We start from the raw sequence: 23,516 nt of genomic DNA, 5'->3' as shown, positions 1-23,516 counted from the left end.
CAGGCGGACACCAACGGGGTCTGTCCATGCATCGCAGTTTTACCAGTCTGATCCTTTGCCTTGTCGTCGCGGGCTGCGCCGGCACCGGCGGTGGCGCGCCCGTCGTCAACAGTGACGTGGACGCGGGGCAGGTGGCGCCCGGGGCCGGATTGCCCTTTGGCCGGATCGACACGACCTGCGGCGTCAGCGCCGCGAGCCTCGGCAAACCCGTGGTGACCGCGGCGGGCTATACGGTCTATGACACCAACCCCAGCAGCACGGCCCAGCGGGCGCATTACATCGACGGCTTCACCGACGGTTGCCTGCGTCAGTTCACCGCCGCCCTCGTGCTGATGGGTGACGCGGCGACCCACGAAGGCGTCCGCTACCAGCCGACGAACAAGCGCCCCTATTCCGATACGGACAAGACCTACGAGGTCATCAAGGCCGCCTATTGCGGCGCCCCGTCCGGCCAACCCTGCGGTGCGAAGCTTGACGCACTCAGCCGCCGGACGGTCTTCGTCACCGCCTATCCGTCGTTTTCCGACAGCGACACCTGGGTCGAATACCTGCTGCACGAAGGCGTCGTGGCCGAAGCGGGCGACGAACGCTGAGGCGGAACAATCCCGCAGCAAAGCCATTGTGCCGGGTCAAACCAGATCAAGAAACATCCCATGGCCCACGTCTTTATCATCGGCGCGACCGGCGGCGTCGGTCAGCGCCTGATCCCGTTGCTGCAGGACCGCGGCCATACCGTCAGCGGGTTGCACCGCAAGCCCGAACAGGCGGACGACCTGCGCGCGAAGGGTGTGACCCCCGTCGCCGGTGACCTGATGCAGATGGACGAGGCCGCAATGACCGCGGCGCTGAAAGGTGCCGATGTCGTGGTCTTTTCAGCCGGTGCCGCCGGGTCCGGGCAGGACCGGGCGACCGTTATCGACGGCGACGGCCCGATCAAGATGCTCGCCGCCGCCCGCGCCAACGGCATCCGCCGCCTGCTGGTCGTCTCGGTCTTTCCCGAGGCGGGGCGGACGCAGGATCTGGGCGCGGGGTTCGAGCACTATATGACCCAGAAAAAGCGCGCCGACGTGGCGATCGCCGCAAGCGATCTGGACTGGGTGCTGCTGCGCCCGGGCACGCTGAAGGACGATGATGGCGACGGACATGTCACGCTGGGCCGTGCGATTGCCTATGGCGACGTGGCGCGCGGGCACGTGGCGGGCGTGCTGGCCGAACTGGTCGATGCGCCCGGCATCCGGCAGGAGGCGCTGGAGCTGACCGACGGTGACATGCCCCTGCCGCAGGCCGTTGCGGCGATGGTGCGCTGATGACGGGCGTGGCTGGGGGCTCTGCCCCCGGCTGCGCCTCCCCCGAAGTATTTTTGACCAGAAGAAGGGGCTACCAGTGCGGCGGGCGCTGGTCGCCAAGCGGGACCGTGCCGCCGGCGTCAGCCTCGCGGGTGGCCTCGCGCTGCATCAGCATCTCGATCCGGCGGGTCGCCGTGTCGATGGCGCGGTCCTGACGGGCGACGACATCGCTCAGGTCTTCGACCAGGCGGGTCAGGTGGGCGATCTGTTCTTCGAGGCGCATGATATCGGTCATGGGCAAAGGTCTAGCGCACCGCGGCAGGGGGCGCCACTGCCCGTTGCGGCAGGATCGGTGGCGCATGTGAATAACCCGTTCATTTCGCTGATCTATTTTACATAATATGTTTCGCATGCGAAACATTGAGGTTTTGCGATGCAAAGCGCCGCGTCCTTGCCCCGCAGGCGGGCGCAGGTTATGTCGCGCCACAAGATCCCCCGCAGCCAGAGGACCATCATGGCCAAGGACAAGAAGACCCCGCGCCCCAAGGCCGAGACGCCCAAGGGCTTTCGCGATTATTTCGGTGCCGAGGTCACGCAGCGCACCGAGATGCTGCGCAAGATCGCCGCGGTCTATCATCGCTATGGCTTCGATCCCTTGGAGACGAGCGGGGTCGAGACGGTCGAGGCGCTTGGCAAGTTCCTGCCCGACGTGGACCGGCCGAACGAGGGGGTCTTTGCCTGGGAAGAGGACGCCGACTGGCTGGCACTGCGCTACGACCTGACAGCACCGCTGGCGCGGGTCGCGGCGCAGTATCGCAACGATCTGCCAAGCCCCTATCGCCGCTATGCGATGGGGCCGGTCTGGCGCAACGAAAAGCCCGGTCCGGGGCGGTTTCGCCAGTTTTATCAATGCGACGCCGATACGGTGGGCGCGCCGTCTGTCGCCGCGGACGCCGAGATCTGCGCGATGCTTTCGGATACGCTGGAGGCCGTGGGGATCAAGCGCGGCGACTACGTGATCCGCGTGAACAACCGCAAAGTCCTGAACGGCGTGCTGGAGGTGGCGGGCCTGTCAGGCGACGACAAGGAAGCCGAGCGCGGCATCGTGTTGCGCGCCATCGACAAGCTGGACCGGCTGGGCGTGGACGGTGTCCGCGCGCTTCTGGGCGAGGGGCGCCGCGACGAAAGCGGGGATGTGACGAAGGGGGCAGGGCTGGGCGACGCACAGGCGCAGGTCGTGCTTGATTTCGTCGCAGCCTTGGCCGGCGACAACGCAGAGACTCTGGGTCGGTTGGCGACGCTTGTGACGGGATCGGACACAGGCGCCGAGGGTGTGGAAGAGCTTCAAACCATCGCCGATCTGCTGGCCGCCCAAGGTTACGGCCCCGACCGCATCGTCATCGACCCTTCCGTCGTGCGCGGCCTCGGCTATTACACCGGGCCGGTGTTCGAGGCGGAGCTGACCTTCGAGGTCACCGACGAAAAGGGCAACGTGCGCAACTTCGGCTCTGTCGCGGGTGGCGGGCGGTATGACGATCTGGTCAAGCGGTTCACCGGGCAGGCGGTGCCGGCGACGGGTGTGTCCATCGGCGTCGACCGCTTGCTGGCGGCGCTGCATGCGACGGGGCGGCTGGATACGACCGACGCAGGCCCCGTCGTCGTGACCGTCATGGAGAAGGCGCGGATGGCGGATTATCAGACGATGGTTGCCGATCTGCGCAACGCGGGCATCCGGGCAGAGGTCTATCTGGGCAATCCGAAGAACTTCGGCAACCAGTTGAAATATGCGGATAAACGCAACTCCCCAGTCGCCGTGATCGCGGGGGGCGATGAATTCGACCGGGGTGTCGTGCAGATCAAGGACCTGATCCTTGGCAAGCAGCTGGCTGAAAACGCCACGCTGGAGGAATGGAAAGACCGCCCGAGCCAGAAGGAAGTGCCGCTGGCCGACCTTGTGGTCGAGGTGCAAAAGATGCTGGCGGATCAGGCGTGACCCTCGCCGCTCAACTGGCCGAGGCGGACCGTTTGCGCGACCTCTTTGCCGCGCGCGACGCGGTGATCGTGCAGACCGACGTGCTGCAACCGGCGGACACGCTGCTGGACCTTTACGGCGAGGATATTCGTGGCCGGTCCTATCTGACCAGCGATCCGGTGCGCGGCGAGATGGTGCTGCGGCCCGACTTCACCGTGCCCGTGGTGCAGATGCACATGGAAAGCCACGCCGAACCCGCCCGTTATACCTATGCGGGCAAGGTGTTCCGCAAGCAGGACAATGCCCCTGACCGCCTGAGCGAATTCGTGCAGGTCGGCTACGAGGTCTTTGACGGCACCAATCCCGCGCTGGCCGATGCAGAGGTCTTTGCCGCGATCCGTGACGCGCTGGGCGATCTGCCGCTGCGGGCGGCCACGGGGGATATCGGCATCCTGATGGCCGCCGTCGCCGGGCTGCGCACATCAGATGCGCGCAAGGCGGCGCTGGCGCGGCACATCTGGCGGCCGCGGCGGTTCCGCACGCTGCTGGACCGCTTTGGCGGACGCTCGCCTGTGCCGCCGACGCGCGCGGCGCTGCTGGCGGCCGCCGATCCCTTTGCCACCGCCGGGCCGGACATCGGCAAACGCAGCCGGACCGAGGTTGCGGACCGCATCGCGACCCTGCGCGCCGACGCTGCGACCCCGCCGATCAGCAGCGAGGAGCTGGCCTTGCTCGATACGCTGCTGGGCCTGCGCGAAACCTCGGATCACGTGCTGAGTCAGCTGCGCGATATCGCCGTGGACATGCCCGCCATCGGTCCCGCCGTGATGCGGCTGAACGCGCGGCTGGATGCGCTGGAGGATTATGGCGTCGACGTCAGCGCGCTGGAGTTCGAGGGCAGCTATGGCCGCACGTCGCTGGAATATTACGACGGCTTCGTCTTCGGGTTCTACGCCGCCGATCCGAACCTGCCGCCGGTGGCGACGGGCGGACGCTATGACGCGCTGACGGCACGTCTGGGTGACGGAAACGCCGTGCCTGCGGTCGGTGGTGTCATCCGGCCCGATCTGGTGCTGGCCGTGCGGGGGATGGTCTGATGCTGAAACTGGGTGTGCCGTCCAAGGGGCGGCTGATGGAAAAGACATTCCAGTGGTTCGGCAACCGCGGCGTGACCCTGCGCAAGTCCGGCAGCGAGCGGGAATATGCGGGTGCCGTCGACGGGATCGACGGCGTCGAACTGGTGCTGCTGAGTGCGGGCGAGATCCCGCGCGAACTAGCGGCGGGGCGCATCCAGATGGGTGTGACCGGGTCCGACCTCGTGCGCGAAAAGCTGGTGAACTGGGAAAACACGGTGCGCGAGGTGGCGCTGCTGGGCTTTGGCGGGGCGGACCTGATCATTGCCGTGCCGCAGGCCTGGGTCGATGTGGATACGCTTGACGATCTTGATGCGGCGGCGTCGGCATTCCGGGCGCGGCACGGTCACCGGTTGCGGATCGCCACGAAATACCACCGGCTGGTGCGCGATTTCCTGAAACAGGCGGGGGTCGCGGATTACGCGCTGATCGACAGTCAGGGCGCCACCGAAGGCACCGTCAAGAACGAGACGGCAGAGGCGATTGCCGACATCACCTCGACCGGGGAGACCCTGCGGGCGAACGGCCTGAAGATCCTCAGCGACGGGATGATCCACGCGAGCCAGGCGACGCTGTTCCGCACGTCCCGCCGCGACTGGAGCACCGAACAGCGTCTGACCTTCAAGGCGCTGGAGGCGCGGCTGGGGCTTTAGTCGCCAAGGCAGAACCGGAACGACTGCGCCGCACCTGCGCTGCGCCTGCGCTCAAGGCCAGCAGCCCGTCGAGCGTCACCGTCGCGGGCCATGTGGACGGCGTGCCGCTGGAGGTATCGGTGCAGGTCTGGATGCCGCGATAAGTCTGGCCGGTCTTCTTTGGCAGATAAAGCCGGCAATCGCTTGTCGCGCCCCCTGATATGCCCGCCCCGGTGAAGGTGCGCAGCGCGGCGTTCGGCACATGGCGAGAGCCTTTGCATCGGTGATCTGCGGCAGGATAACGCGGCGGGCCCCCCAGAACGTCCGCTTCTTTTGGCAAAGCGCAGTTTTCTGCCGTGCGCGGGCCCGGCGGGGTCATCGCGTGGTTGACTTGGACCGGGGCGCGTGCGGTTGTGTCCGTGTTGAATTCGCCTTGTTTGCAGGAGCCGTGATGCGGTCATTTACCACCCTGATGCTCTGTGCGGTCCTGTTGGCGGGGTGCGGTGGCCGGACGGCGCAGGTCAGCCGCGCGGCGCCGGTGTCCTATCCGTCATTTGCGGACGTCAAGCCGCATGACAATGTCGGACGCCAGCCGTCGTTCTATCCGATCCACGGTGTCGACGTGTCGCGGTACCAGGGTAACGTCGACTGGCGCGCCGCGCGGGCCTCCGGCATTTCGTTCGCCTACATCAAGGCGACAGAGGGCGGCGATCTGGCCGATCCGATGTTCCACACCTACCGCACCGGCGCTGCGGCGGCCGGGGTGCGGCAGGGGGCCTATCACTTCTATTATTTCTGCCGGTCCGCGCGCGAGCAGGCGGAATGGTTCATCCGCAACGTGCCGCGCGACCCGTCGGCGCTGCCGCCGGTGCTGGATCTGGAATGGAACCACCAGTCGCGCAGCTGCACCAGACGCCCGTCCGGGGCAGAGGTGCGGGCCGAGGCGACCCTGTTCCTCGACATGCTGGAACGCCACTACGGCAAGCGACCGCTGGTCTATACGACGCCGGATTTCTATCACCAGACCGGGCTGGGACAACTGCCGCGCACCCAGTTCTGGCTGCGGTCCGTCGCCGCCCACCCGTCGGAACGCTATCCCGGCGAAGGCTGGTCGTTCTGGCAATACACCGGCACCGGCGTCGTGCCGGGGTTCGCGCGGCCCGTCGATATCAACGCCTTTGCCGGATCACCGTCGCAATGGGCGAAGTGGATCGAATGACGCAGCGGCACAGCGCCTGAGGCGCTGTCGGGTCGCACCTATGCTGGACCGCCTGTCTTTAGTGCGGACAGGATGCGTGACCGTTTGGTGGCGCGGGCCTATTGCGTCAGGCGCGGGGTCCCGCGCATCGTGGCATTGCCGTCAAGTCAACCATTGCATCTTGTGTCCACCATGGGTTGATTGCCGCATCCGGTTCGCTGCGAACCGCCCAAAATCAAACCATGCCCGGAGAACCCTTATGAAAATGAGAACATTCCTCGCCTCGACGGCCATTGCCGTAGGCCTCGCCGCCTCGGCCCATGCGGCCTCCGTGCCGGACGGCGTCACGCTGGCGGACGAGCAGACCTATACCTTCTGGCTGCTGGACGCGATCAAGTCGATGGACCCGCAGATCAACACCGATGTCGAAGGCTCTGACATCCTGCGCAACTTGTTCGAAGGGCTGTACAACGAGGACGGCGACGGCAACCTGACACCGGGCGTGGCGCTGGACCATACCCTGTCCGACGACGGCCTGACCTATACCTTCAACCTGCGCGACACCGCGAAGTGGTCGAACGGTGAACCGGTCACGGCGCAGGACTTCGTCTACAGCTGGCGCCGTCTGGCCGATCCCGCGACCGCGTCGGAATACGCGTGGTACATGGAACTGATGCAGGTCGAAAATGCCGCCGCGGTCATCGCCGGCGACATGCCCACCGACCAGCTGGGCGTGAAGGCCATCGACGACCACACGCTCGAGGTCAAGATCATCACGCCACTGCCTTATTTTCCGCAGATGCTGGTCCATGGCTCGACCTTCCCGATCCTGCAGTCCGTGGTCGAGGAATTCGGCGACAACTGGACCCAACCCGGCAATCTGGTCGGCAACGGCGCCTACAACTTGACAGAGCATCAGCTGGGCGAGCGGGTCGTGATGACCAAGAACGACACCTACTGGGACGCCGAGAACACGGTGATGGAGACGCTGACCGCGCTGACCATCAACGACAACAATCAGGCGCTGACCCGCTACCTCGCGGGCGAACTGGACCGGGTGCAGATCCCCGCAGGCCAGTATCCGCGTCTGAAGGAAGAATATCCCGATCAGGCGATCTCCACCCCCTACAACTGTTCCTACATCTACATGCTGAACGTGGGCGAGAAGGGTCCGGAGGCGCTGAAGGACAAGCGCGTGCGTCAGGCGATGTCCTTTGCCATCGACCGCGACGTGATCGTGGACCGCATCCTGCAGGGCGGCCAGAAAGCGGCCTATAACTGGACCCATTGGGCCATCGCCGATTTCGAGCGTCCGCATATCGCCTATGCCGACGACATGGATCAGGCCGAGCGGATCGCGAAGGCCAAGGAGTTGATGCAAGAGGCCGGTTACGGTCCCGACAACCCCCTGACCCTGCGTCTGCAATACAACACAGACGACAGTCACAAGAAGATCGCGATTGCCGCGTCGCAGATGCTGAAGGCGATCGGCGTGAACGCGGAACTCGACAACTACGAGTGGAAGATCCACACGGACCGGATGCAGAACCAGGACTTCGACATGGCGCGCTATGCTTGGTGCGGCGACTACAACGAGGCGTCGACCTACCTCGACCTGATGACCTCCTACTCGGGTCACAACAACGGCCAGTGGTTCAACGACCAGTACGACAAGATCATGGCGGACTCGAAAACCGCCGCTGATCCGCAGCCGCTGTATAAAGAGGCCGAGGCGCTGCTGGCCGACGAGATGCCGATCATCCCGATCTATCACTACGCCAAGGTCGACATGATCAACCCCGTCATCAAGGGTCTGCCGCAGAACAACGTGCAGAATACCTGGTATGGCAAGGATCTGTACCGCGTCGCCGCCGAAGAGTGACATTGCGGACGGGCCACCATCGCAGTAGGTGGCCCGTCTGACCCCGACCCCTTCCGAAAGTCCCGGATTTGCTGTCTTACACATTGAAACGCATCGCCATCGCGATCCCGACGCTGCTTGTCCTGATCGTGGTGTCCTTCGTGCTGATGCACTCCGCCCCCGGCGGTCCCTTTACCGCCGAACGGCAGTTGCCGCCCGAAGTGCTGGCGAACCTGAACGCGAAATACGGGCTGGACCAGCCGCTGTGGCGGCAGATCGTGACCTACGTCTGGAACATCGTCTCGGCCTTCGATTTCGGGCCAAGCTTCGTTTACAAGGACCGCACGGTGAACCAGATCATCGCGCAGGGCTTTCCCATCACGCTGACCTATGGCCTGCTGTCGTTCGCCGTGGCCGTCATCGCCGGGGTCAGCCTCGGCGTCGTCGCAGCGATCCGCCACAACTCTGCCGTGGATTATGCCGCCGTCGGCGTGTCGATCGGCGCGCAGGTGCTGCCGAACTTCGTCATGGCGCCGATCCTCGTGCTGGTCTTCACCCTTTGGCTGGGCTGGTTGCCCGGCGGCGGCTGGCAGGGGCCGGAATACTGGATCATGCCGGTGATCGCGCTGTCGACGTCCTTCATGGCGTCCATCGCGCGGATCACCCGGTCGAGCATGCTGGAGGTGCTGACGTCGAACCACATCCGCACCGCCCGCGCCAAGGGTCTGCCGGAACGCCGCGTGATCCTGCGCCACGCGCTGAAGCCCGCGATGCTGCCGGTGATCTCCTACCTCGGCCCGGCTTTTGTGGCGATGATCACCGGGTCTGTCGTCGTGGATATCTATTTTTCCACCGGCGGCATCGGCAAGGCCTTCGTGGACAGCGCGTTGAACCGCGATTACGCGGTGATGATGGGGGTCACGATCCTCGTCGGCGCGCTGACGATCGCCTTCAACCTCGTGGTCGACATCCTCTACGGGTACATCGACCCCAAGATCAGGTACTGACATGGTCGCCACAACCGAGAATAATCCCGCGACGGCCCATGTGACCAAGGGCCGCTCGCCCTGGGCCGACGCCCGTCGCCGGTTTTTCCGCAACAAGGCCGCGATGTTCGGGCTGATCCTGCTGGTTTGCGTGGCCCTCTTCGCGCTGTTCGGCGGCCTGCTGTCGCAATGGTCGAACGAGGAGCTGGATTACAACGTCATGGGGCAGGTGGCCGAACTGGGCGCGCCCTCCATCGCGTCGGGGCATTACTTCGGCACCGACGATCTGGGCCGCGACCTCTTTGCGCGGACCGTGCAGGGGACGCAGATCTCCCTTGCCGTCGGCGTCGTGGGCGCGCTGATCGCGATCATCGTCGGCACGCTTTACGGGGCCACGGCAGGCTACGTCGGGGGCCGCGTCGATGGCTTCATGATGCGGCTGGTCGATATCCTGATGGCCGTCCCCTACATGTTCGTGCTGATCCTGTTGCTGGTCATGTATGGCCGGTCGATCACCATCCTCTTCGTCGGCGTCGGGCTGATTTCATGGATGGACATGTCGCGCATCGTGCGCGGCCAGACCCTGTCCCTGAAAGGCCGCGAATATGTCGAGGCGGCGCGCGCCACCGGAGTCTCTGCCCCCGTCATCATCCTGCGCCATATCGTGCCGAACCTGCTGGGCGTGATCGTGGTCTATGCGACGCTGCTGGTGCCGCTGATGATCCTGACGGAAAGCTTCATCTCGTTCCTCGGCCTTGGCGTGCAGGAACCGATGACATCGCTGGGTGCGCTGATTTCCGAAGGGGCGGGCACCATCGCCTATGGCACGACGTGGCAGCTGGGCTTTCCGCTGCTGTTCTTCGTGCTGACGCTGTTCGGCTTCTTCTTCGTGGGCGACGGCCTGCGCGACGCCCTCGACCCCAAGGATCGCTGAATGCCCCTGCTGAGTATCAACAACCTGTCGGTCACTTTCGACGGGCAGGACGGTCCCGTCCATGCGGTGAACGACCTGTCCCTGTCCATCGACAAGGGGCAGACGCTGGGCATCGTCGGCGAAAGCGGATCGGGCAAGTCCCAGACCGCGTTTTCCATCATGGGCCTGCTGGCGTCGAACGGCCGCACCTCTGGGTCGGTCAAATTCGACGGGCAGGAATTGCTGGGCGCCACGCAAAAGCAGCTGAACCAGCTGCGCGCGCGGCGCATCGCGATGATCTTTCAGGACCCGATGACGTCCCTGAACCCCTACATGCGCATCTCCGACCAGATGGCAGAGGTGCTGACCCTGCATCAGGGCATGTCCAAGCGGGACGCCGTGACCGAATGTGTGCGGATGCTGGACGCGGTCAAGATCCCGGCGGCGGCGGAACGTATCCGCCTTCATCCCCACGAATTTTCGGGCGGGATGCGCCAGCGCGTGATGATCGCGATGTCGCTGCTCTGCCGTCCCGACCTGCTGATCGCGGACGAGCCGACGACGGCGCTGGACGTGACCGTGCAGGCGCAGATCATGGACCTGCTGAACGACTTGCAGCGTGAATTCGGCATGGCGACGATCCTGATCACCCACGACCTTGGCGTCGTCGCAGGCTTCTGCGAACGCGTGCTGGTCATGTATGGCGGCCGCGTGATGGAACAGGCGCCGACCGATCCCCTGTTCGCCACGCCGACCCATCCCTATACCCGCGGTCTGCTGGGTGCCGTGCCGCGCGTCGATGACGAGAATGCGATCATGACCGCGATCCCCGGCAACCCGCCCAACATGGCCGCCCCGCCCGAAGGCTGCCCGTTCCGCCCGCGCTGCGACTTTGCCGGCGACGACTGCCGCGTGATGCCCCCCCTGGTGCCGTTCGACGGCGCCCGCGCCCGCGCCTGTCACCGCCCGGTGGCGGAGGTCGCCGCATGAGCCCGTTGCTGCGCGTCCGTGACCTGAGCGTCACCTTCCCCATCACCCGCCCCGGCGACATGCCCTGGACCGCGCCCCGCGCATTGCGCGCGGTGAACGGCGTCAGTTTCGATCTGGAGGCGGGGCAGACCCTTGGCGTCGTCGGCGAATCCGGTTGCGGTAAATCCACGATGGCCCGCGGTCTGATCCAGATGGTGCCCGCCAAGGGTCAGGTGATGTGGCGCGGAGAGACGGATCTTCTGTCGCTCTCGCCGCGCCAGATGAAGCCGCACCGCGCCGAAATCCAAATGGTGTTTCAGGACCCGCTCGCGTCGCTGAACCCGCGCATGACCGTGGGCCAGATTATCGCGGAGCCTCTGCGCACCCACCGGGGCACCCTCTCGGCCAATGAACGCCGCACCCGCGTTGCCGCGATGATGGAGCGTGTCGGGTTGCTGCCGCAGATGATCAACCGCTATCCGCACGAGTTCTCCGGCGGGCAGTGCCAGCGCATCGGGATCGCCCGCGCGCTGATCGTGGAACCGAAGCTTCTGATCTGCGACGAGCCGGTGTCGGCGCTGGATGTGTCGATTCAGGCGCAGGTCGTCGATCTGCTGAAGGAATTGCAGCGCGATCTGGGGCTGGCGATGATCTTCATCGCCCACGATCTGAGCGTGGTGAAGAACATCTCTCACGACGTGATGGTCCTCTATCTGGGCCGCGTGATGGAGAAGGCGGCGCGCCGCGAGCTTTACGCCAACCCGCAGCACCCCTATACGCAGGCGCTTCTGTCGGCGGTGCCGGTCCCCGATCCGGTGATCGAGCGGGCCAAGCGGATCATCGCGCTGGACGGCGACATGCCCTCGCCGATGGCGCCGCCGTCAGGCTGCGTCTTCCGCACCCGCTGCGCGCGGGCGCAGGCCGATTGCGCCGAGGTCGTGCCGCAGCCCGAGGGTGGCGATCATCAGGTGGCTTGCCTGCATCCGGGGCCGGTCCGGGACAGCGAACTGGTCTAGGCGATCAGGTCGGCGATCGCGGGTCTCAGACCCGCCAAGCCGCGCGGTTGCCAGCCCAAAGCGCGCAGCCGGTCGCAGGCCATGACGCTGACCTGTGACGGGTCGGCGCGTGGGGGCAGGGGGTGCGTGATGCCGGTCAGGTCTGCGTAGGCCGCCAGCAGATCGTGTTGATCCAGCAGGATGTCAGAGACATTGAAGGTCGCGGGCGCCAGTGCCGCAGCGGGGGCTGACAGCAAGAGGTCGACGGCGGCGGCAAGGTCGCCTGCATGCACCTCCGACCCGACGCGCGGGGGCGGGGTCCGGCCTTTGGCGTAGCCCGCGAAGAGGTCCGCCCACTTGTGCGGCTGGCCGGGGGCGCCGGGGCCGTAGACGCCGGTGGCGCGCAGGCTGGCGGTGGCGAGGCCGGTCTGTGCCGCGAGCCACGCCTCCGCCTCCGCCTTGAGCTGGCCATAGAGGCTGTCGGCGCGGGCGGGCAGGCCATCGGGCAAAGCCGTCCCTGCGGGATAACCGTCAAAGACCGCGCGGGAGGACAGGAAGAGGATGCGGCCCACGTCCACGTCGCGGGCCTGCTGGAAAAGCCGTAGGGTGCCGTCCAGATTCAGGGCGCGAAAGGTCGCGGGATCGTCACCCTCTCCACCGCGATACTTGCCCGCGACGTGGGCGAAGGCCGCATGGACCAGTGCGTCCTGACCGGTCAGGTCCGGCGGCGGCTGCGACAGGTCCCACGTCACATGCGCCATGCCCGGCAAGGCGCTGCGGCCCAGTGTCGTGACCTGATGACCCTGCGCCACCAGATGTGCCGCGATGGCATGACCCACGCGCCCCGTTGCCCCGGTCAGCGCGACCTTCATGCGGGGCCGGGCAGGGTGGCCACGTCTGGCACCGGCCCGTCACCGGCGTAGGCCTGCCAAAGGGCGATCAGGGGCGCGAGGTCCGCGGCCTTGGGATGGTCGGTCTGCCACGGTTTTTCATATTGGTAATGAAGGACGTGGATATCGGGCCAGTGCCACAGGGCGGGCATCGCGAACCAGACGTATTGCAGCATGTTGTAAAAAACCGGCAGCCCGTGCCAGTCGGGATAGAACGCCTGCAAAAAGCTCTGATCCGTGCGGGGCCAGAAGGCACCGGGCGCATCCAGCACCGTCATCATCGCGGCAAAGGTCGCCGGATCGGGCCGGGCGGTGAACACGCCGGAGTTCATGCGGCGGAAATCGGCAAGGCCCTCGTAGACGTTGGGCGCAGCGCAGAATTCGGGATAGTCGAACAGCTTGTCGCAGTTGCGCAAGACCAGCGTATCGGCGTCAAGGAACACGACTCGGTCATAGGGCAGTTGCCACAGCCGCAGCTTGGCGAAGTTGTCGAGCGGCGTGTGGAAGGCGGGCTTGTTACCCTTGGTGAAGGGCACGCGCCCGTGCAGCGTGGCGCGGTCGTGGGCAGCGTTGAAGGCGTCAGAGGTGTCCAGCAGATCGACCGGCACCAACACCGCGCCGAGGGCGGTCAGGGGCGCCAGTGCCTCTGCCGCCACGCCGCCCGTGTGCATCACGACGAGGTCGGCCTCCGTGCCCGTCAGGGACAAAGACCGGACCAGCGCCCGCGCCCCCAACGCGAAATCCGCGTTGGTGACGAGGGTGACGTAGGCGTAGCCCATCAGACGGCGCGCAGCTTCTTGCCTTCGGGATCGCGTTCGACCTTGTCGGCCAGATCGCGGGTCCAGGCGGACACGGCGGGCACGCGGCTGCGGTCGATGCGGTGGGCATACTTGCGCGCGACCTCGACCACCTCGGTCAGCAGGCCTTCGGCCAGCGTCGTGGGGTTCAGGCCAAGGGCGAGGAACTGCGCGTTTTCCACGATCAGGTCGTTCTCGGCGGCTTCCTTGCGGGGGTTGGGCAGGTTCATCACCTGCGCCCCGGTCTGGTCGGCGATCAGTTTTGCTAAATCGCGGACCCGGTGGGTTTCGGTCATCTGGTTGAAGATGCGCACGCGGTCGCCGACCTTGGGCGCGTCACCCATCGCAAGCTCGATGCAGCGGACCGAATCCTGAATGTGGATGAACGCCCGCGTCTGCCCGCCGGTGCCATGCACGGTCAGCGGATAGCCGATGGCGGCCTGGATCAGGAAGCGGTTCAGCACGGTGCCATAGTCGCCGTCGTAATCGAACCGGTTGATCAGCTGGTCGTGCATCCGGGTCTGCGTCGTATGGGTGCCCCAGACGATGCCCTGATGCAGGTCGGTGATCCGCAGGCCGTCGTTCTGCGCGTAGAACTGGAACAGGATCTGATCCATGCTCTTGGTCATGTGATAGACCGAACCGGGCTTGGTGGGATAAAGGATCTCCTGCTCCTTCGGGCCGGTCGGCGTGTCGATCTGCACATCGAGGTAGCCTTCGGGGATCGGCGCACCGACGCTCGAATACCCGTAGACGCCCATGGTGCCGAGGTGGATCACATGCGCGTCGATGCCGGTTTCCACAAGCGCGGCCAGCAGGTTGTGCGTCGCGTTGATGTTGTTGTTGACGGTATAGACCTTGTGACGGTCGGTCTTCATCGAATAGGGGGCGGCGCGTTGCTCGGCAAAGTGGATCACGACGTCGGGCTTGTGATCGCCCAGCCACGCTTTCAGCCGTTCGTATTCCTGTGCCAGATCCAGCAGGTGGAAATTGATCTTGCGGCCCGTCAGGTCGCGCCAGATGCGGCAGCGTTCCTGAATGGAATCCATCGGCGTCAGGGACTGCACCCCCAATTCCGCGTCGATCCAGCGGCGCGAGAGGTTGTCGACGACATGCACCTCGTGGCCCTGATCGGACAGATGAAGGGTGGTGGGCCAGCCGACGAAGCCGTCGCCGCCAAGAATTGCGATTTTCATGTTGAAGCCTCCATGAGGGGAGCGTTGCGCAAGCGTATGACACGCGTATGACGCGACAGGCCGCGCGGTGCCAGTGCGTCCCGCAGTCCGGGCGGCAGTTTTCTGCCGTGACCGCCCCCCGGCGCCCGAAAAGGTTCGCAGTTGCAGCATGGGGTCGGAACAGGCGGGTCTGCCGCGGCGTTTGAATACTGCGACCGCCAGTTGCGGTCCTCTTATCGGATAGTGTTATGCGCGTTGTACGCGACGGAGAAGGTCACCCGGCTGCGCTGGGGATCATCAGGCGTGAGTCGGGGGCAGAGGCGGGTTACGCCGGACCCGGGACCGCACTCGCGCAGGAAAGCCCCGTGCATCTGGTGGGGTTCGCGCCCTTCGCCTACCCGGCGCGGCTGGGCGCCAACAAGGCGGCGCTGCTTGCAAACTACTCCGACATCCTCGCCGCGACCCGGACCGGAGAGTTGGTCACCCCCGCCGCCGAATGGCTGATCGACAATCATTACGTGGTCGAGGAAAGCTTTCGCCACCTCAAGCGCGACCTTGTTCCGCGCTATTACCACAAGCTGCCGCAGGTCACGCTGGACGGGCAGGGTGATGTCCCGGCCGTGCTGGCCTTTGCCTGGCGGTATGTGGCGCTGGGCAATTCGGATTTTCACACCGAGACGCTGACCGCCATGGCGCGCGGCTACCAGGAACACCGGGTTCTCACCATCGGCGAGATCTGGGCGATTCCCGCGATGCTGCGCTTCGTGCTGCTGGAAAACCTGCGCCGGATTTCCGACCGGGTGAATGCGGCGCGCGCGGACCGGGTGGCCGCGAACACGCTGGCCGACCGGCTGACGCCGGGGGACGGCGCCGACTGGCCCTTTGGTCCCGACCGCCCGATTTCAGAGGCGTTTGCGGCGCAGCTTCTCTACCGGCTGCGCGATGGCAGTCAGGCAGCGGACGATGCGCTGGCCCGGCTGGAAATGACGCTGGACGCGCAGGGGACCGACAGCGCGCAGGTGCTGCAGCACGAACACGCGCGCCAGTCGGCGGCCAACGTGGCCATCGGCAACGTGATCCGCAGCATGCGGCGGCTGGACGAGACGAACTGGACCACATGGTTCGAGGATGTCAGCCGCGTGGACGAGATTCTGCGCGAGACCGAGGATTTTCCCCGCCTCGACCGGGCCACGCGCAACGATTACCGCGATACCATCGAACGGATCGCGCACCGGTCGGACCTGAGCGAAAGCGACGTGGCGCTGCGGGCCATCGCGATGGCGCAGGACCGGCTGGTGGGTCATCTGCTGGTCGGACGCGATGCGGCCGCCTTCCACGCCGCCTGCGGTTACCGCGCGACGTGGCGCGAACGGGGGCTGGCGCAGGTGCGGCGGGCGGACTGGCTTGGCATCTTCGTGCCCGCGCTGGTGCTGACCATCGCCATCGCATGGGGCGTCACGGCGCTGCTACCGGACACTCTGCCGTGGATCATCGAGGCGCTGTTCTTTGTCCTGTCGCTGCTGACCGTGTCAGAGGCCGCGATGGGCATCGTGAACCTTGTGGGCGCGCGGCTCGTGCCGGTCACCCGGTTGCCCGCCTATGATTATGACGCTGGCATCCCCGATGACGCCCGCACGCTGGTCGCCGTCCCCACCCTGATCGGCGATCTGGACAGCGTCGACGACGCGGTGCGGCTGCTGGAACTGCATTATCTGGCGAACCCCGACGGCGCCGTGGATTTCGCGCTGGTCACCGACTGGCCCGATTCGGCACAAGAGGAATCGTCCGAGGATCGCCGCATCCTCGACCACGCGCTGGCCGAGATCGACGCGCTGGCCGCGCGTTACGCCCACGTCGGGCGGCGGTTCTACCTGGTGCACCGCAACCGGATCTGGAACGATGTGGACCGCATCTGGATGGGGTGGGAACGCAAGCGCGGCAAGCTCGCGGAACTGAACGCCCTGCTGCTGGGCACCGGCGAGACGACGTTCATGGACATCAGCCCGCGCCCGCCGCTGGGTATCCGCTATGTCGTGACGCTGGACAGTGACACGCGCCTGCCGCGCGGCACGATTGCCGCCCTCGTCGGCAAGATGATGCACCCGGTCAACATGCCGGTCACCGACCCCGACAGCGGCATCGTCACCGCCGGTCACGCCCTGATGCAGCCCCGCGTCACCCCGTCGCTGACGACAGGAGAGGACGCATCGGTCTTTCAGAAGGTGTTCTCGGCCGGGCGGGGCATGGACCCTTACGTCTTTACCGTGTCCGACCTTTATCAGGATCTGCTGGATCAGGGGTCGTTCACCGGCAAGGGCATCTATGACGTCCGCGCCTTCGACGCCGCCATGTCGGGCCGGTTCCCCGAAAACACGGTGCTGAGCCATGATTTGATCGAAGGCAACCTTGCCCGCGCGGCGCTGGCGACCGACGTGCAGGTGGTCGAGGATTATCCCGTCCGCTACGACGTGGACGTGTCGCGGCAGCACCGCTGGATCCGGGGCGACTGGCAGCTGCTGCCGTTCATCCTCGATCCCCGCAACGGCATCGGCGGGCTGGGGCGGCTGAAGATGGTGGATAACCTGCGCCGGTCGCTGGTGCCGCCCGCATGGGTGCTGTCGGTCGTGCTGGGCTGGCTGGTGCTGCCCGCCGCGAGCGTCTGGCTGTGGATGCTGACGCTGATCGTCACGCTGTTCTTCATGCCGCTGATGACGGTGCCGCTGGGGCTGGTGCCGTCGCAACCGGGCGTCGCGGTGGGGCGCCACCTGACGCGGATCGCGCAGGATCTGGGCGCCCGGGGCAGCGAGATCGGCCTGCGCCTGATCTTCATGGCGCATCAGGCCAGCAACGCGGTCGATGCAATCGCGCGGACCATTTGGCGGCTGGGTGTCACCCGGCGGCACATGCTGGAATGGCGCACGGCGCAGCAGGTCCAGGCGGGGGCCAACCGCAGCCGGCGCGCGTGGTGGCAGCGGATGGCGGCATCGCCGATCATCGGTGTCGTGGCCTTTGTCCTGACCCTGCTGCTGAACCCCGCCGCCTGGGCGCCCGCAGCCTTGATATGCTTCTGCTGGATCGCGGCCCCCGGCGTGGCGCATGCCGTCTCTCGCTCGATGGAGACGGAGGACCGTTTGGTCGTCTCGCCACAGGAGGCCGCCACCCTGCGCCGCGTTGCGCGCACGACATGGCGCTATTTCGAAACCTTCGTGACCGAGGCCACGCATCACCTGCCGCCCGACAATTATCAGGACGATCCCGCGCCCAAGGTGGCGGAGCGGACCTCTCCGACCAATATCGGCCTGTATCTTCTGTCCGTGCTGTCGGCCCGCGATCTGGGCTGGATCGGGCAGACCGACGCGCTGGGCCGGATCGAACGGACCGTCACCACGCTGGAACGGATGGAGCGTTTCAAGGGCCACCTGTTCAACTGGTACGACACGCGCGATCTGTCGGTGCTGCACCCGCGCTATATCTCTGCGGTCGACAGCGGCAATCTTGCGGGACATCTGATCGCACTCTCCTCCGCGCTGCGGGCCTGGGCGGATAACCCCAGCGTGCATGCGCAGGGCAATCTGTGCGGCATCGGCGATACGCTGGCGGTGCTGGTGGAACGGCTGGCCCATGTGCCCGACGACCGCCGCACCCTGCGCCCCATGCGCCGCAGGCTGGATCAGTTGATCGAAGGGTTCGGCCGCAGTCACGCGGCCTATATGGCGGAACCGCAACTGGCGACCTTGCGGGCGCTGAACCTGACGCTGATCGCCGCCGACATCGCCCGGCTGGCTGCGGATTTCCACGGCGAATCCGACCGTGCGGAAACCGCAGAGGTCCTGTGGTGGGCGCAGGCCCTGCGCGCGAACTGCGACCAGATCGTGGGCGACACCGGCGAGGGCGGGCTGTCGCGCAGCGATCTGATCCGCACCGTCGGCGCCTTGGCCGAACGTGTGCGCAAGCTGGCGTTCGAGATGGACTTTGCCATGCTGCTGAACCCCGAAAAGCGCCTCCTGTCGATCGGCTATCGGCCCGACAGCCGCGAACTGGACGACAGCTGCTATGACCTGCTCGCGTCAGAGGCGCGTCTGGCGAGCCTTTTTGCCATCGCCAAGGGCGACGTTCCCACCGCGCACTGGCTGCGGCTGGGCCGTCCCGTCACCAGCATCGGCACCCACAGCGCCTTGCTGTCGTGGTCGGGGTCGATGTTCGAATACCTGATGCCGCCGCTGGTGATGCACGAACGCATGGGCGGCATCCTGAACGGGGCAAACACGCAGGCCGTGCGCGCGCAGATGCAATACGGGCGCAGCCTGAACCTGCCGTGGGGCGTGTCGGAAAGCGCGTTCTCCGCCCGCGACCGGGACATGAACTATCAGTATTATGCCTTCGGCGTGCCGCACCTCGCGCTCAAGCGGATGCAAAGCAGCGATCACGTCGTGGCCCCCTATGCCACGCTGATGGCCGCCCAGATCAACCCGGCCGCGGCGGTGCAGAACCTTGCCCGGCTGGACCGGCTGGGGGCGTTCGGGCCCTACGGCTATTTCGACGCCATCGACTTTACCGCGACCCGGATGCCCGAAGGGCAGACCTGCGTCGTCGTGCGCAACGTCATGGCGCATCACCACGGCATGTCGATCGTCGCGATCGCGAACGTCATCCTCGACGGCATCCACCGCGACCGGTTCCACGCCGACCCGGTCATCAAGGCCGCCGAACTGCTGCTGCAGGAAAAGGCCCCCCGCGAAATCATCCCCGTCACCCGGGGGGGAGAGTTGGAGCCGCGCCTGCCCGATATGGATGGCGATGCCTCGACCGTCACCATGTCGGACAGCCCCGCGACCGACACGCCCATGGTGGCGCTGCTGTCCAACGGGCGGCTGTCGTCGCTGGTGTCGGGCACCGGTGCCGGCCCGCTGTGGCTGAACGACATTGCGATCACCCGCTGGCGGCCCGATCCGACCGTGGATACCGGCGGCAGTTTCCTGTTCCTGCGTGATCTGGCCTCGAACGACTGGTGGTCGGCGACCACGACGCCGCGCGCCGCCCATGGCGAGACGGCACGGGCCGTCTTTTCCGATCACAAGGCGGAATTCGCCAAATCCGCCCACGGCATCGACAGCCTGATGGAGGTCATTGTCGCCACCGAAGCCATGGGCGAGGGCCGCCGCCTGTCCCTGCGCAACACCACGACCCGCAGCCGCACCATCGAGGTCACAAGCTACGGCGAGATCGTGCTGGACCGCGCCGACGCCGATATCGCGCACCCGGCGTTTTCCAAGATGTTCGTCAAGACCGCGATCCGCGACGACGGCCGCACCATCACCGCCTTCCGCAACCCGCGCGCCGCCGGCGACCGGGTGGTGCACATGGCGCATCTGCTGGCGGGGGCCGCCGACCGCAGGCCCGCGCAGGCGGAAACCGACCGCCGCGCCTTCATCGGACGGGGCCGCGATCTGGGCAACGCGGCGGCTTTTGATGCAGGCGCACGGCTGGGCGGGGCGGACGGCTTCACGCTCGACCCGATCTTTGCGATCCGCCGGCAGGTCACGATCCCGCCCGGCAAGGCCGTGATGCTGACCTACTGGACGCTGGTGGCCGAAACGGCAGAGGAACTGGACCACGCGATCCTGCACCACCGGCAGGACGACATCTTTGCCCACGAGGACCGGATGTCATGGAGCATGAGTCAGGTGCAACTGCGCCACGCGGCGATTTCCTTGGCCGAGGCCGCGCTGTTCCGGCAAGCCGCCGCAGGGCTGCTGTGGCCCGACGCGCGGCTGGCGATTCAGGACGCGGGGCTGCGCGATGCGGTCGGCCCGCAAGATACGCTCTGGCCCATGGGGCTGTCCGGCGATCACCCGATCATGCTGCTGCGCACCGATGACGAGGCGGACCTTGAAATCGTGCGCAAGGCGATCCGGCTGGCGGATTATCTGCGGATGCACGGGCTGCAGGCCGATCTGGTGATCCTGAACGAGCGTCGCTCGTCCTACACGCAGGACCTGCAATCGGCGATCCAGAACATGTGCGACATGGCGGCGCGTGCCGGGCACCTCGACCCCGCGCGGCGGACGGTGTTCCCGGTCAGGCGTGACCAGATCTCTGACCAGACATATCAGACGCTGATGGCCACCGCCCGCATCGTGCTGCACACCCGCAACGGCAAGCTGAGCGAGCAGTTCGCGCGGCTGCTGGTGCCGGGCGAAAGCGTCCTGCCGCCCGCCATCGCACTGCCGGCAAAGCTGCCTCCGCTGCACCGGCGCACGCCCGACTTTCCGCAAGAGGATCTGCGGATGTGGAACGGCACTGGGGGATTCTCGGCTGACGGGCTGGAATATGTCGTGCGGATGCGCCACGGCGAACGCACGCCGCATCCGTGGATCAACGTCATCGCGCACGAGGATTTCGGGTTCCACGTCTCGGCCGGCGGGGCGGCCTTCACATGGTCCGTCAACTCCCGCGACTACCAGATCACACCGTGGAGCAACGATCCCGTCAGCAACCGCCCCGGCGAGGCGATCCTGATCCACGACCCCGCGACGGGGCGGGTGATCTCGCCCTTCGCGGCGCTGTCGGACGATCCCCACGCGATCCACGAGGCGCGGCACGGGCTGGGCAAATCCACCTTCCGGGTCTGGACCGACTGGATCGAGGCCGAGGCGGTCATGACCCTCGTGCCGGGCGCACCCGCCCGCCTGACCGCGCTGACCCTGCGCCACCGGGGGGCGCAGCCCTTGCGGCTGAACGTGATCGCCTGTGTCGATCTGGTGCTGGGCAACAACCGGGGCCGCACGGCGCAGGTGATCCGCGCGGGGCGCGATGCGGCGCTGAACGCGGTCGTCGGGCGTAATGCCTACGGCACCGGCATCACCGGCCGCGTCACGGCATTGGCCGCCAGCCTGCCGCTGCAGGCGACGACAGTGTCCCGCGGTGCCTATCTGGGGCGCAATGGCAATCCGGCGCGGCCTGCAGCACTGCTCGCCTGGCCGCAAGCGGGTGACACCGGCGGTGATCCCTGCCTCGCGGCACGTGTCGCCGTCACCGTACCGCAGAACGCGGCGCGACAGGTCACCTTCATCCTCGCCGACGCGGAAGAGACCGAAATCGGCGATGTGCTGGACCGCGCGCGGGCCGCAGATGCGGTGTCGCAGGCGCTGGATGCGGCGCAGGCGGAATGGTCCGATTTCCTCGGCCATCTGCAGATCGACACGCCGGACCCGCAGATGAACCTGATGGTCAACACATGGCTGCCCTATCAGTCGCTGACCTGCCGCATCCGGGCGCGGAGCGCCTTCTATCAGGCCTCCGGTGCCTACGGATTCAGGGATCAGTTGCAGGATACCTCTGCGTTGATCCTGCAAAACCCGGGGCTGGCGCGGGACCAGATTCTGAACGCCGCCAGCCGTCAGTTTGCCGAAGGCGACGTGCAGCACTGGTGGCTGCCGCGTAGCGGGGCGGGGGTGCGGACGACGATCTCCGACGACGTGGTCTGGCTGGCGCATATCACCGCGCGCTATGTCACGATGACGGGCGACCGAAGCGTGCTGGACGAGGCGCTGCACTTCGTCGAAGGGGCAACACTCGAAGACGGCGCGCACGATGCCTTCTACACGCCAGAGCGGTCCGCGCATCAGGCGCCGCTTTACGAGCATTGCGCGCTGGCGCTGGAGTTGGCGATCAAGCGCACCGGGCCGCACGGCCTGCCCTTGATGCTGGGCGGCGACTGGAACGACGGGATGAACCGCGTGGGCGAGGGCGGTCAGGGCGAAAGCGTCTGGCTGGGCTGGTTCCTGATGGCGACCCTCGACGCCTTCCTGCCGCTGGCAGAGGCGCGGGGCGACAGCGCCCGCGTGACCGCCTTGCGCGACCATCGCGCCAGCCTGCTGGCCGCCTTGGAAGGTGCGGGCTGGGACGGCGCGTGGTACAGGCGGGCCTATTACGACGACGGCACGCCGCTCGGCTCTCGGGACAGTGCGGAATGTCGGATCGACTCCATCGCGCAATCCTGGGCTGCGATTTCCGGTGCGGGCGATCCCGACCGGGCGCGTCAGGCGCTGGATTCGGTGATGGAAAGCCTTGCTGACCGCGACGACGGCCTGCTGCGCCTGTTCACCCCGCCGTTCGAGGAGACCGACCGCGAGCCCGGCTATATCAAGGGTTATCCACCCGGCGTACGCGAAAATGGCGGGCAATATACCCACGCGGCCACATGGGTCGTGCATGCGCTGGGCCGGTCAGGCCGCGGGACAGAGGCGCTGGCGATGTTCGACCTCATCAACCCGATCAGTCACACCCACACACCGGACGCGGTCGCGCGCTACCGGGTGGAGCCTTACGTCGTGGCCGCCGACGTCTACGGGGCCGGTCCGCGCACCGGGCGGGGTGGCTGGACGTGGTACACCGGATCGGCCAGCTGGCTCTACCGCGCGGCGGTCGAGGGGATCCTTGGCATCACGCTGGTCGGTGGCGACCGGGTCGCGGTCGATCCGGCCTTGCCGGACGGCTGGGACGGGTTCAGCGCGCGGATGGTCCACGCCGGTCACAGCCACCTGATCGAGGTCAAGCGCGAAAACGGGCGGGTCGTGGTGACCTGCGACGGACGGACCTCTGATGACGGTCACTGGGTGTTGGGGCCAAAAGAGGCGGCGCTGGCCTGAGGGTCACGCCGCCGCAGTCACACCCGCTTGCATTGACGCTGACCCCGATTTGCGATCA

16 protein-coding genes are annotated in these 23,516 nt (G+C 66.5%); 12 read left to right on the top strand and 4 right to left on the bottom strand.

Translation table 11 applies throughout. From position 1 onward, the window contains the following. Window positions 1-26: 26 nt before the first annotated feature. Together GLR48_RS01885 and GLR48_RS01880 are read left to right on the top strand one after the other, a co-directional pair. The gene (locus GLR48_RS01885) at window positions 27-593 is read left to right on the top strand and encodes a hypothetical protein (protein WP_237058177.1); all 567 of its coding nucleotides are present in this window, start codon (window positions 27-29) and stop codon (window positions 591-593) included. A gap of 60 nt (window positions 594-653) precedes the next feature. Next, window positions 654-1,307, top strand: a complete 654-nt coding sequence (locus tag GLR48_RS01880; RefSeq protein WP_237058175.1) for an NAD(P)H-binding protein — start codon at window positions 654-656, stop codon at window positions 1,305-1,307. A 70-nt stretch (window positions 1,308-1,377) separates the two neighbouring features. On the opposite strand, the gene GLR48_RS01875 is transcribed toward GLR48_RS01880, so the two are convergent. Further along, window positions 1,378-1,581: a SlyX family protein gene (locus tag GLR48_RS01875; protein WP_237058173.1), complete on the bottom strand. Its 204-nt coding sequence runs from the start codon at window positions 1,579-1,581 to the stop codon at window positions 1,378-1,380. A gap of 219 nt (window positions 1,582-1,800) precedes the next feature. Between GLR48_RS01875 and hisS the strand changes: the two genes are divergently transcribed. The 9 genes from hisS to GLR48_RS01830 all read left to right on the top strand — a co-directional run bounded on the left by hisS (window position 1,801) and on the right by GLR48_RS01830 (window position 11,966). Next, on the top strand, window positions 1,801-3,279 hold the full coding sequence (hisS, locus tag GLR48_RS01870; protein ID WP_237058171.1) for a histidine--tRNA ligase: 1,479 nt from the start codon (window positions 1,801-1,803) through the stop codon (window positions 3,277-3,279). Beyond that, the gene (locus GLR48_RS01865) at window positions 3,276-4,355 is read left to right on the top strand and encodes an ATP phosphoribosyltransferase regulatory subunit (RefSeq protein WP_237058169.1); all 1,080 of its coding nucleotides are present in this window, start codon (window positions 3,276-3,278) and stop codon (window positions 4,353-4,355) included. Before hisS ends, GLR48_RS01865 begins: the two co-directional genes overlap by 4 nt. Beyond that, the gene (gene hisG / locus GLR48_RS01860) at window positions 4,352-5,044 is read left to right on the top strand and encodes an ATP phosphoribosyltransferase (protein ID WP_237064294.1); all 693 of its coding nucleotides are present in this window, start codon (window positions 4,352-4,354) and stop codon (window positions 5,042-5,044) included. Before GLR48_RS01865 ends, hisG begins: the two co-directional genes overlap by 4 nt. A gap of 430 nt (window positions 5,045-5,474) precedes the next feature. Beyond that, window positions 5,475-6,242 carry a glycoside hydrolase family 25 protein gene (locus GLR48_RS01855; protein WP_237058168.1) on the top strand — a complete coding sequence of 256 codons (768 nt, stop codon included), beginning with the start codon at window positions 5,475-5,477 and terminating at the stop codon, window positions 6,240-6,242. Between the two features lie 238 nt (window positions 6,243-6,480). Next, the gene (locus GLR48_RS01850) at window positions 6,481-8,103 is read left to right on the top strand and encodes a peptide ABC transporter substrate-binding protein (protein ID WP_237058165.1); all 1,623 of its coding nucleotides are present in this window, start codon (window positions 6,481-6,483) and stop codon (window positions 8,101-8,103) included. Window positions 8,104-8,171: 68 nt separating this feature from the next. Further along, on the top strand, window positions 8,172-9,089 hold the full coding sequence (gene oppB, locus GLR48_RS01845; RefSeq protein ID WP_237058164.1) for an oligopeptide ABC transporter permease OppB: 918 nt from the start codon (window positions 8,172-8,174) through the stop codon (window positions 9,087-9,089). A gap of 1 nt (window position 9,090) precedes the next feature. Next, window positions 9,091-10,002, top strand: a complete 912-nt coding sequence (locus GLR48_RS01840) for an ABC transporter permease subunit (protein WP_237058163.1) — start codon at window positions 9,091-9,093, stop codon at window positions 10,000-10,002. Next, complete coding sequence (locus tag GLR48_RS01835) at window positions 10,003-10,971, top strand: oligopeptide/dipeptide ABC transporter ATP-binding protein (RefSeq protein WP_237058162.1); 969 nt, start codon at window positions 10,003-10,005, stop codon at window positions 10,969-10,971. Beyond that, the gene (locus GLR48_RS01830; RefSeq protein WP_237058161.1) at window positions 10,968-11,966 is read left to right on the top strand and encodes an oligopeptide/dipeptide ABC transporter ATP-binding protein; all 999 of its coding nucleotides are present in this window, start codon (window positions 10,968-10,970) and stop codon (window positions 11,964-11,966) included. The genes GLR48_RS01835 and GLR48_RS01830 overlap by 4 nt, the downstream gene beginning before the upstream one ends. Here the strand turns inward: GLR48_RS01830 and GLR48_RS01825 are convergent. Genes GLR48_RS01825 through GLR48_RS01815 form a run of 3 tightly spaced genes read right to left on the bottom strand, consistent with a single transcriptional unit; the run spans window position 11,963 to window position 14,828 of the window. Beyond that, entirely contained in the window at window positions 11,963-12,817 is an 855-nt protein-coding gene (locus tag GLR48_RS01825; RefSeq protein ID WP_237058160.1) for an NAD-dependent epimerase/dehydratase family protein, read from the bottom strand. The genes GLR48_RS01830 and GLR48_RS01825 overlap by 4 nt on opposite strands. Further along, a complete protein-coding gene (locus GLR48_RS01820; RefSeq protein ID WP_237058159.1) occupies window positions 12,814-13,614 on the bottom strand; it encodes a glycosyltransferase in 801 nt (266 codons plus the stop codon). The genes GLR48_RS01825 and GLR48_RS01820 overlap by 4 nt, the downstream gene beginning before the upstream one ends. Further along, window positions 13,614-14,828, bottom strand: a complete 1,215-nt coding sequence (locus GLR48_RS01815) for an NAD-dependent epimerase/dehydratase family protein (RefSeq protein WP_237058157.1) — start codon at window positions 14,826-14,828, stop codon at window positions 13,614-13,616. The genes GLR48_RS01820 and GLR48_RS01815 overlap by 1 nt, the downstream gene beginning before the upstream one ends. A 227-nt stretch (window positions 14,829-15,055) precedes the next feature. Here GLR48_RS01815 and GLR48_RS01810 point away from each other — a divergent pair, with 227 nt between their 5' ends. Further along, window positions 15,056-23,458 (top strand): GH36-type glycosyl hydrolase domain-containing protein, encoded by an 8,403-nt coding sequence (locus GLR48_RS01810; RefSeq protein WP_237058155.1) that lies wholly within the window; start codon window positions 15,056-15,058, stop codon window positions 23,456-23,458. The last annotated feature ends 58 nt before the right edge of the window (window positions 23,459-23,516 follow it).

Source organism: Loktanella sp. M215 (assembly GCF_021735925.1).
Taxonomy (GTDB): domain Bacteria; phylum Pseudomonadota; class Alphaproteobacteria; order Rhodobacterales; family Rhodobacteraceae; genus Loktanella.
Note: the sequence above shows the minus strand (reverse complement) of the source record. Positions and strands in the feature narration are given on the sequence as shown.

Excerpts from the sequence above, each read along its gene's own strand:
- GLR48_RS01885 (WP_237058177.1), top strand. The coding sequence starts at position 27 with ATGCATCGCAGTTTTACCAGTCTGATCCTTTGCCTTGTCGTCGCGGGC.
- GLR48_RS01855 (WP_237058168.1), top strand. The coding sequence starts at position 5,475 with ATGCGGTCATTTACCACCCTGATGCTCTGTGCGGTCCTGTTGGCGGGG.
- GLR48_RS01815 (WP_237058157.1), bottom strand. The coding sequence starts at position 14,828 with ATGAAAATCGCAATTCTTGGCGGCGACGGCTTCGTCGGCTGGCCCACC.
- GLR48_RS01830 (WP_237058161.1), top strand. The coding sequence starts at position 10,968 with ATGAGCCCGTTGCTGCGCGTCCGTGACCTGAGCGTCACCTTCCCCATC.
- GLR48_RS01850 (WP_237058165.1), top strand. The coding sequence starts at position 6,481 with ATGAAAATGAGAACATTCCTCGCCTCGACGGCCATTGCCGTAGGCCTC.
- GLR48_RS01820 (WP_237058159.1), bottom strand. The coding sequence starts at position 13,614 with ATGGGCTACGCCTACGTCACCCTCGTCACCAACGCGGATTTCGCGTTG.
- GLR48_RS01825 (WP_237058160.1), bottom strand. The coding sequence starts at position 12,817 with ATGAAGGTCGCGCTGACCGGGGCAACGGGGCGCGTGGGTCATGCCATC.
- GLR48_RS01810 (WP_237058155.1), top strand. The coding sequence starts at position 15,056 with ATGCGCGTTGTACGCGACGGAGAAGGTCACCCGGCTGCGCTGGGGATC.
- GLR48_RS01880 (WP_237058175.1), top strand. The coding sequence starts at position 654 with ATGGCCCACGTCTTTATCATCGGCGCGACCGGCGGCGTCGGTCAGCGC.
- hisS (WP_237058171.1), top strand. The coding sequence starts at position 1,801 with ATGGCCAAGGACAAGAAGACCCCGCGCCCCAAGGCCGAGACGCCCAAG.
- GLR48_RS01840 (WP_237058163.1), top strand. The coding sequence starts at position 9,091 with ATGGTCGCCACAACCGAGAATAATCCCGCGACGGCCCATGTGACCAAG.
- GLR48_RS01875 (WP_237058173.1), bottom strand. The coding sequence starts at position 1,581 with ATGACCGATATCATGCGCCTCGAAGAACAGATCGCCCACCTGACCCGC.
- GLR48_RS01835 (WP_237058162.1), top strand. The coding sequence starts at position 10,003 with ATGCCCCTGCTGAGTATCAACAACCTGTCGGTCACTTTCGACGGGCAG.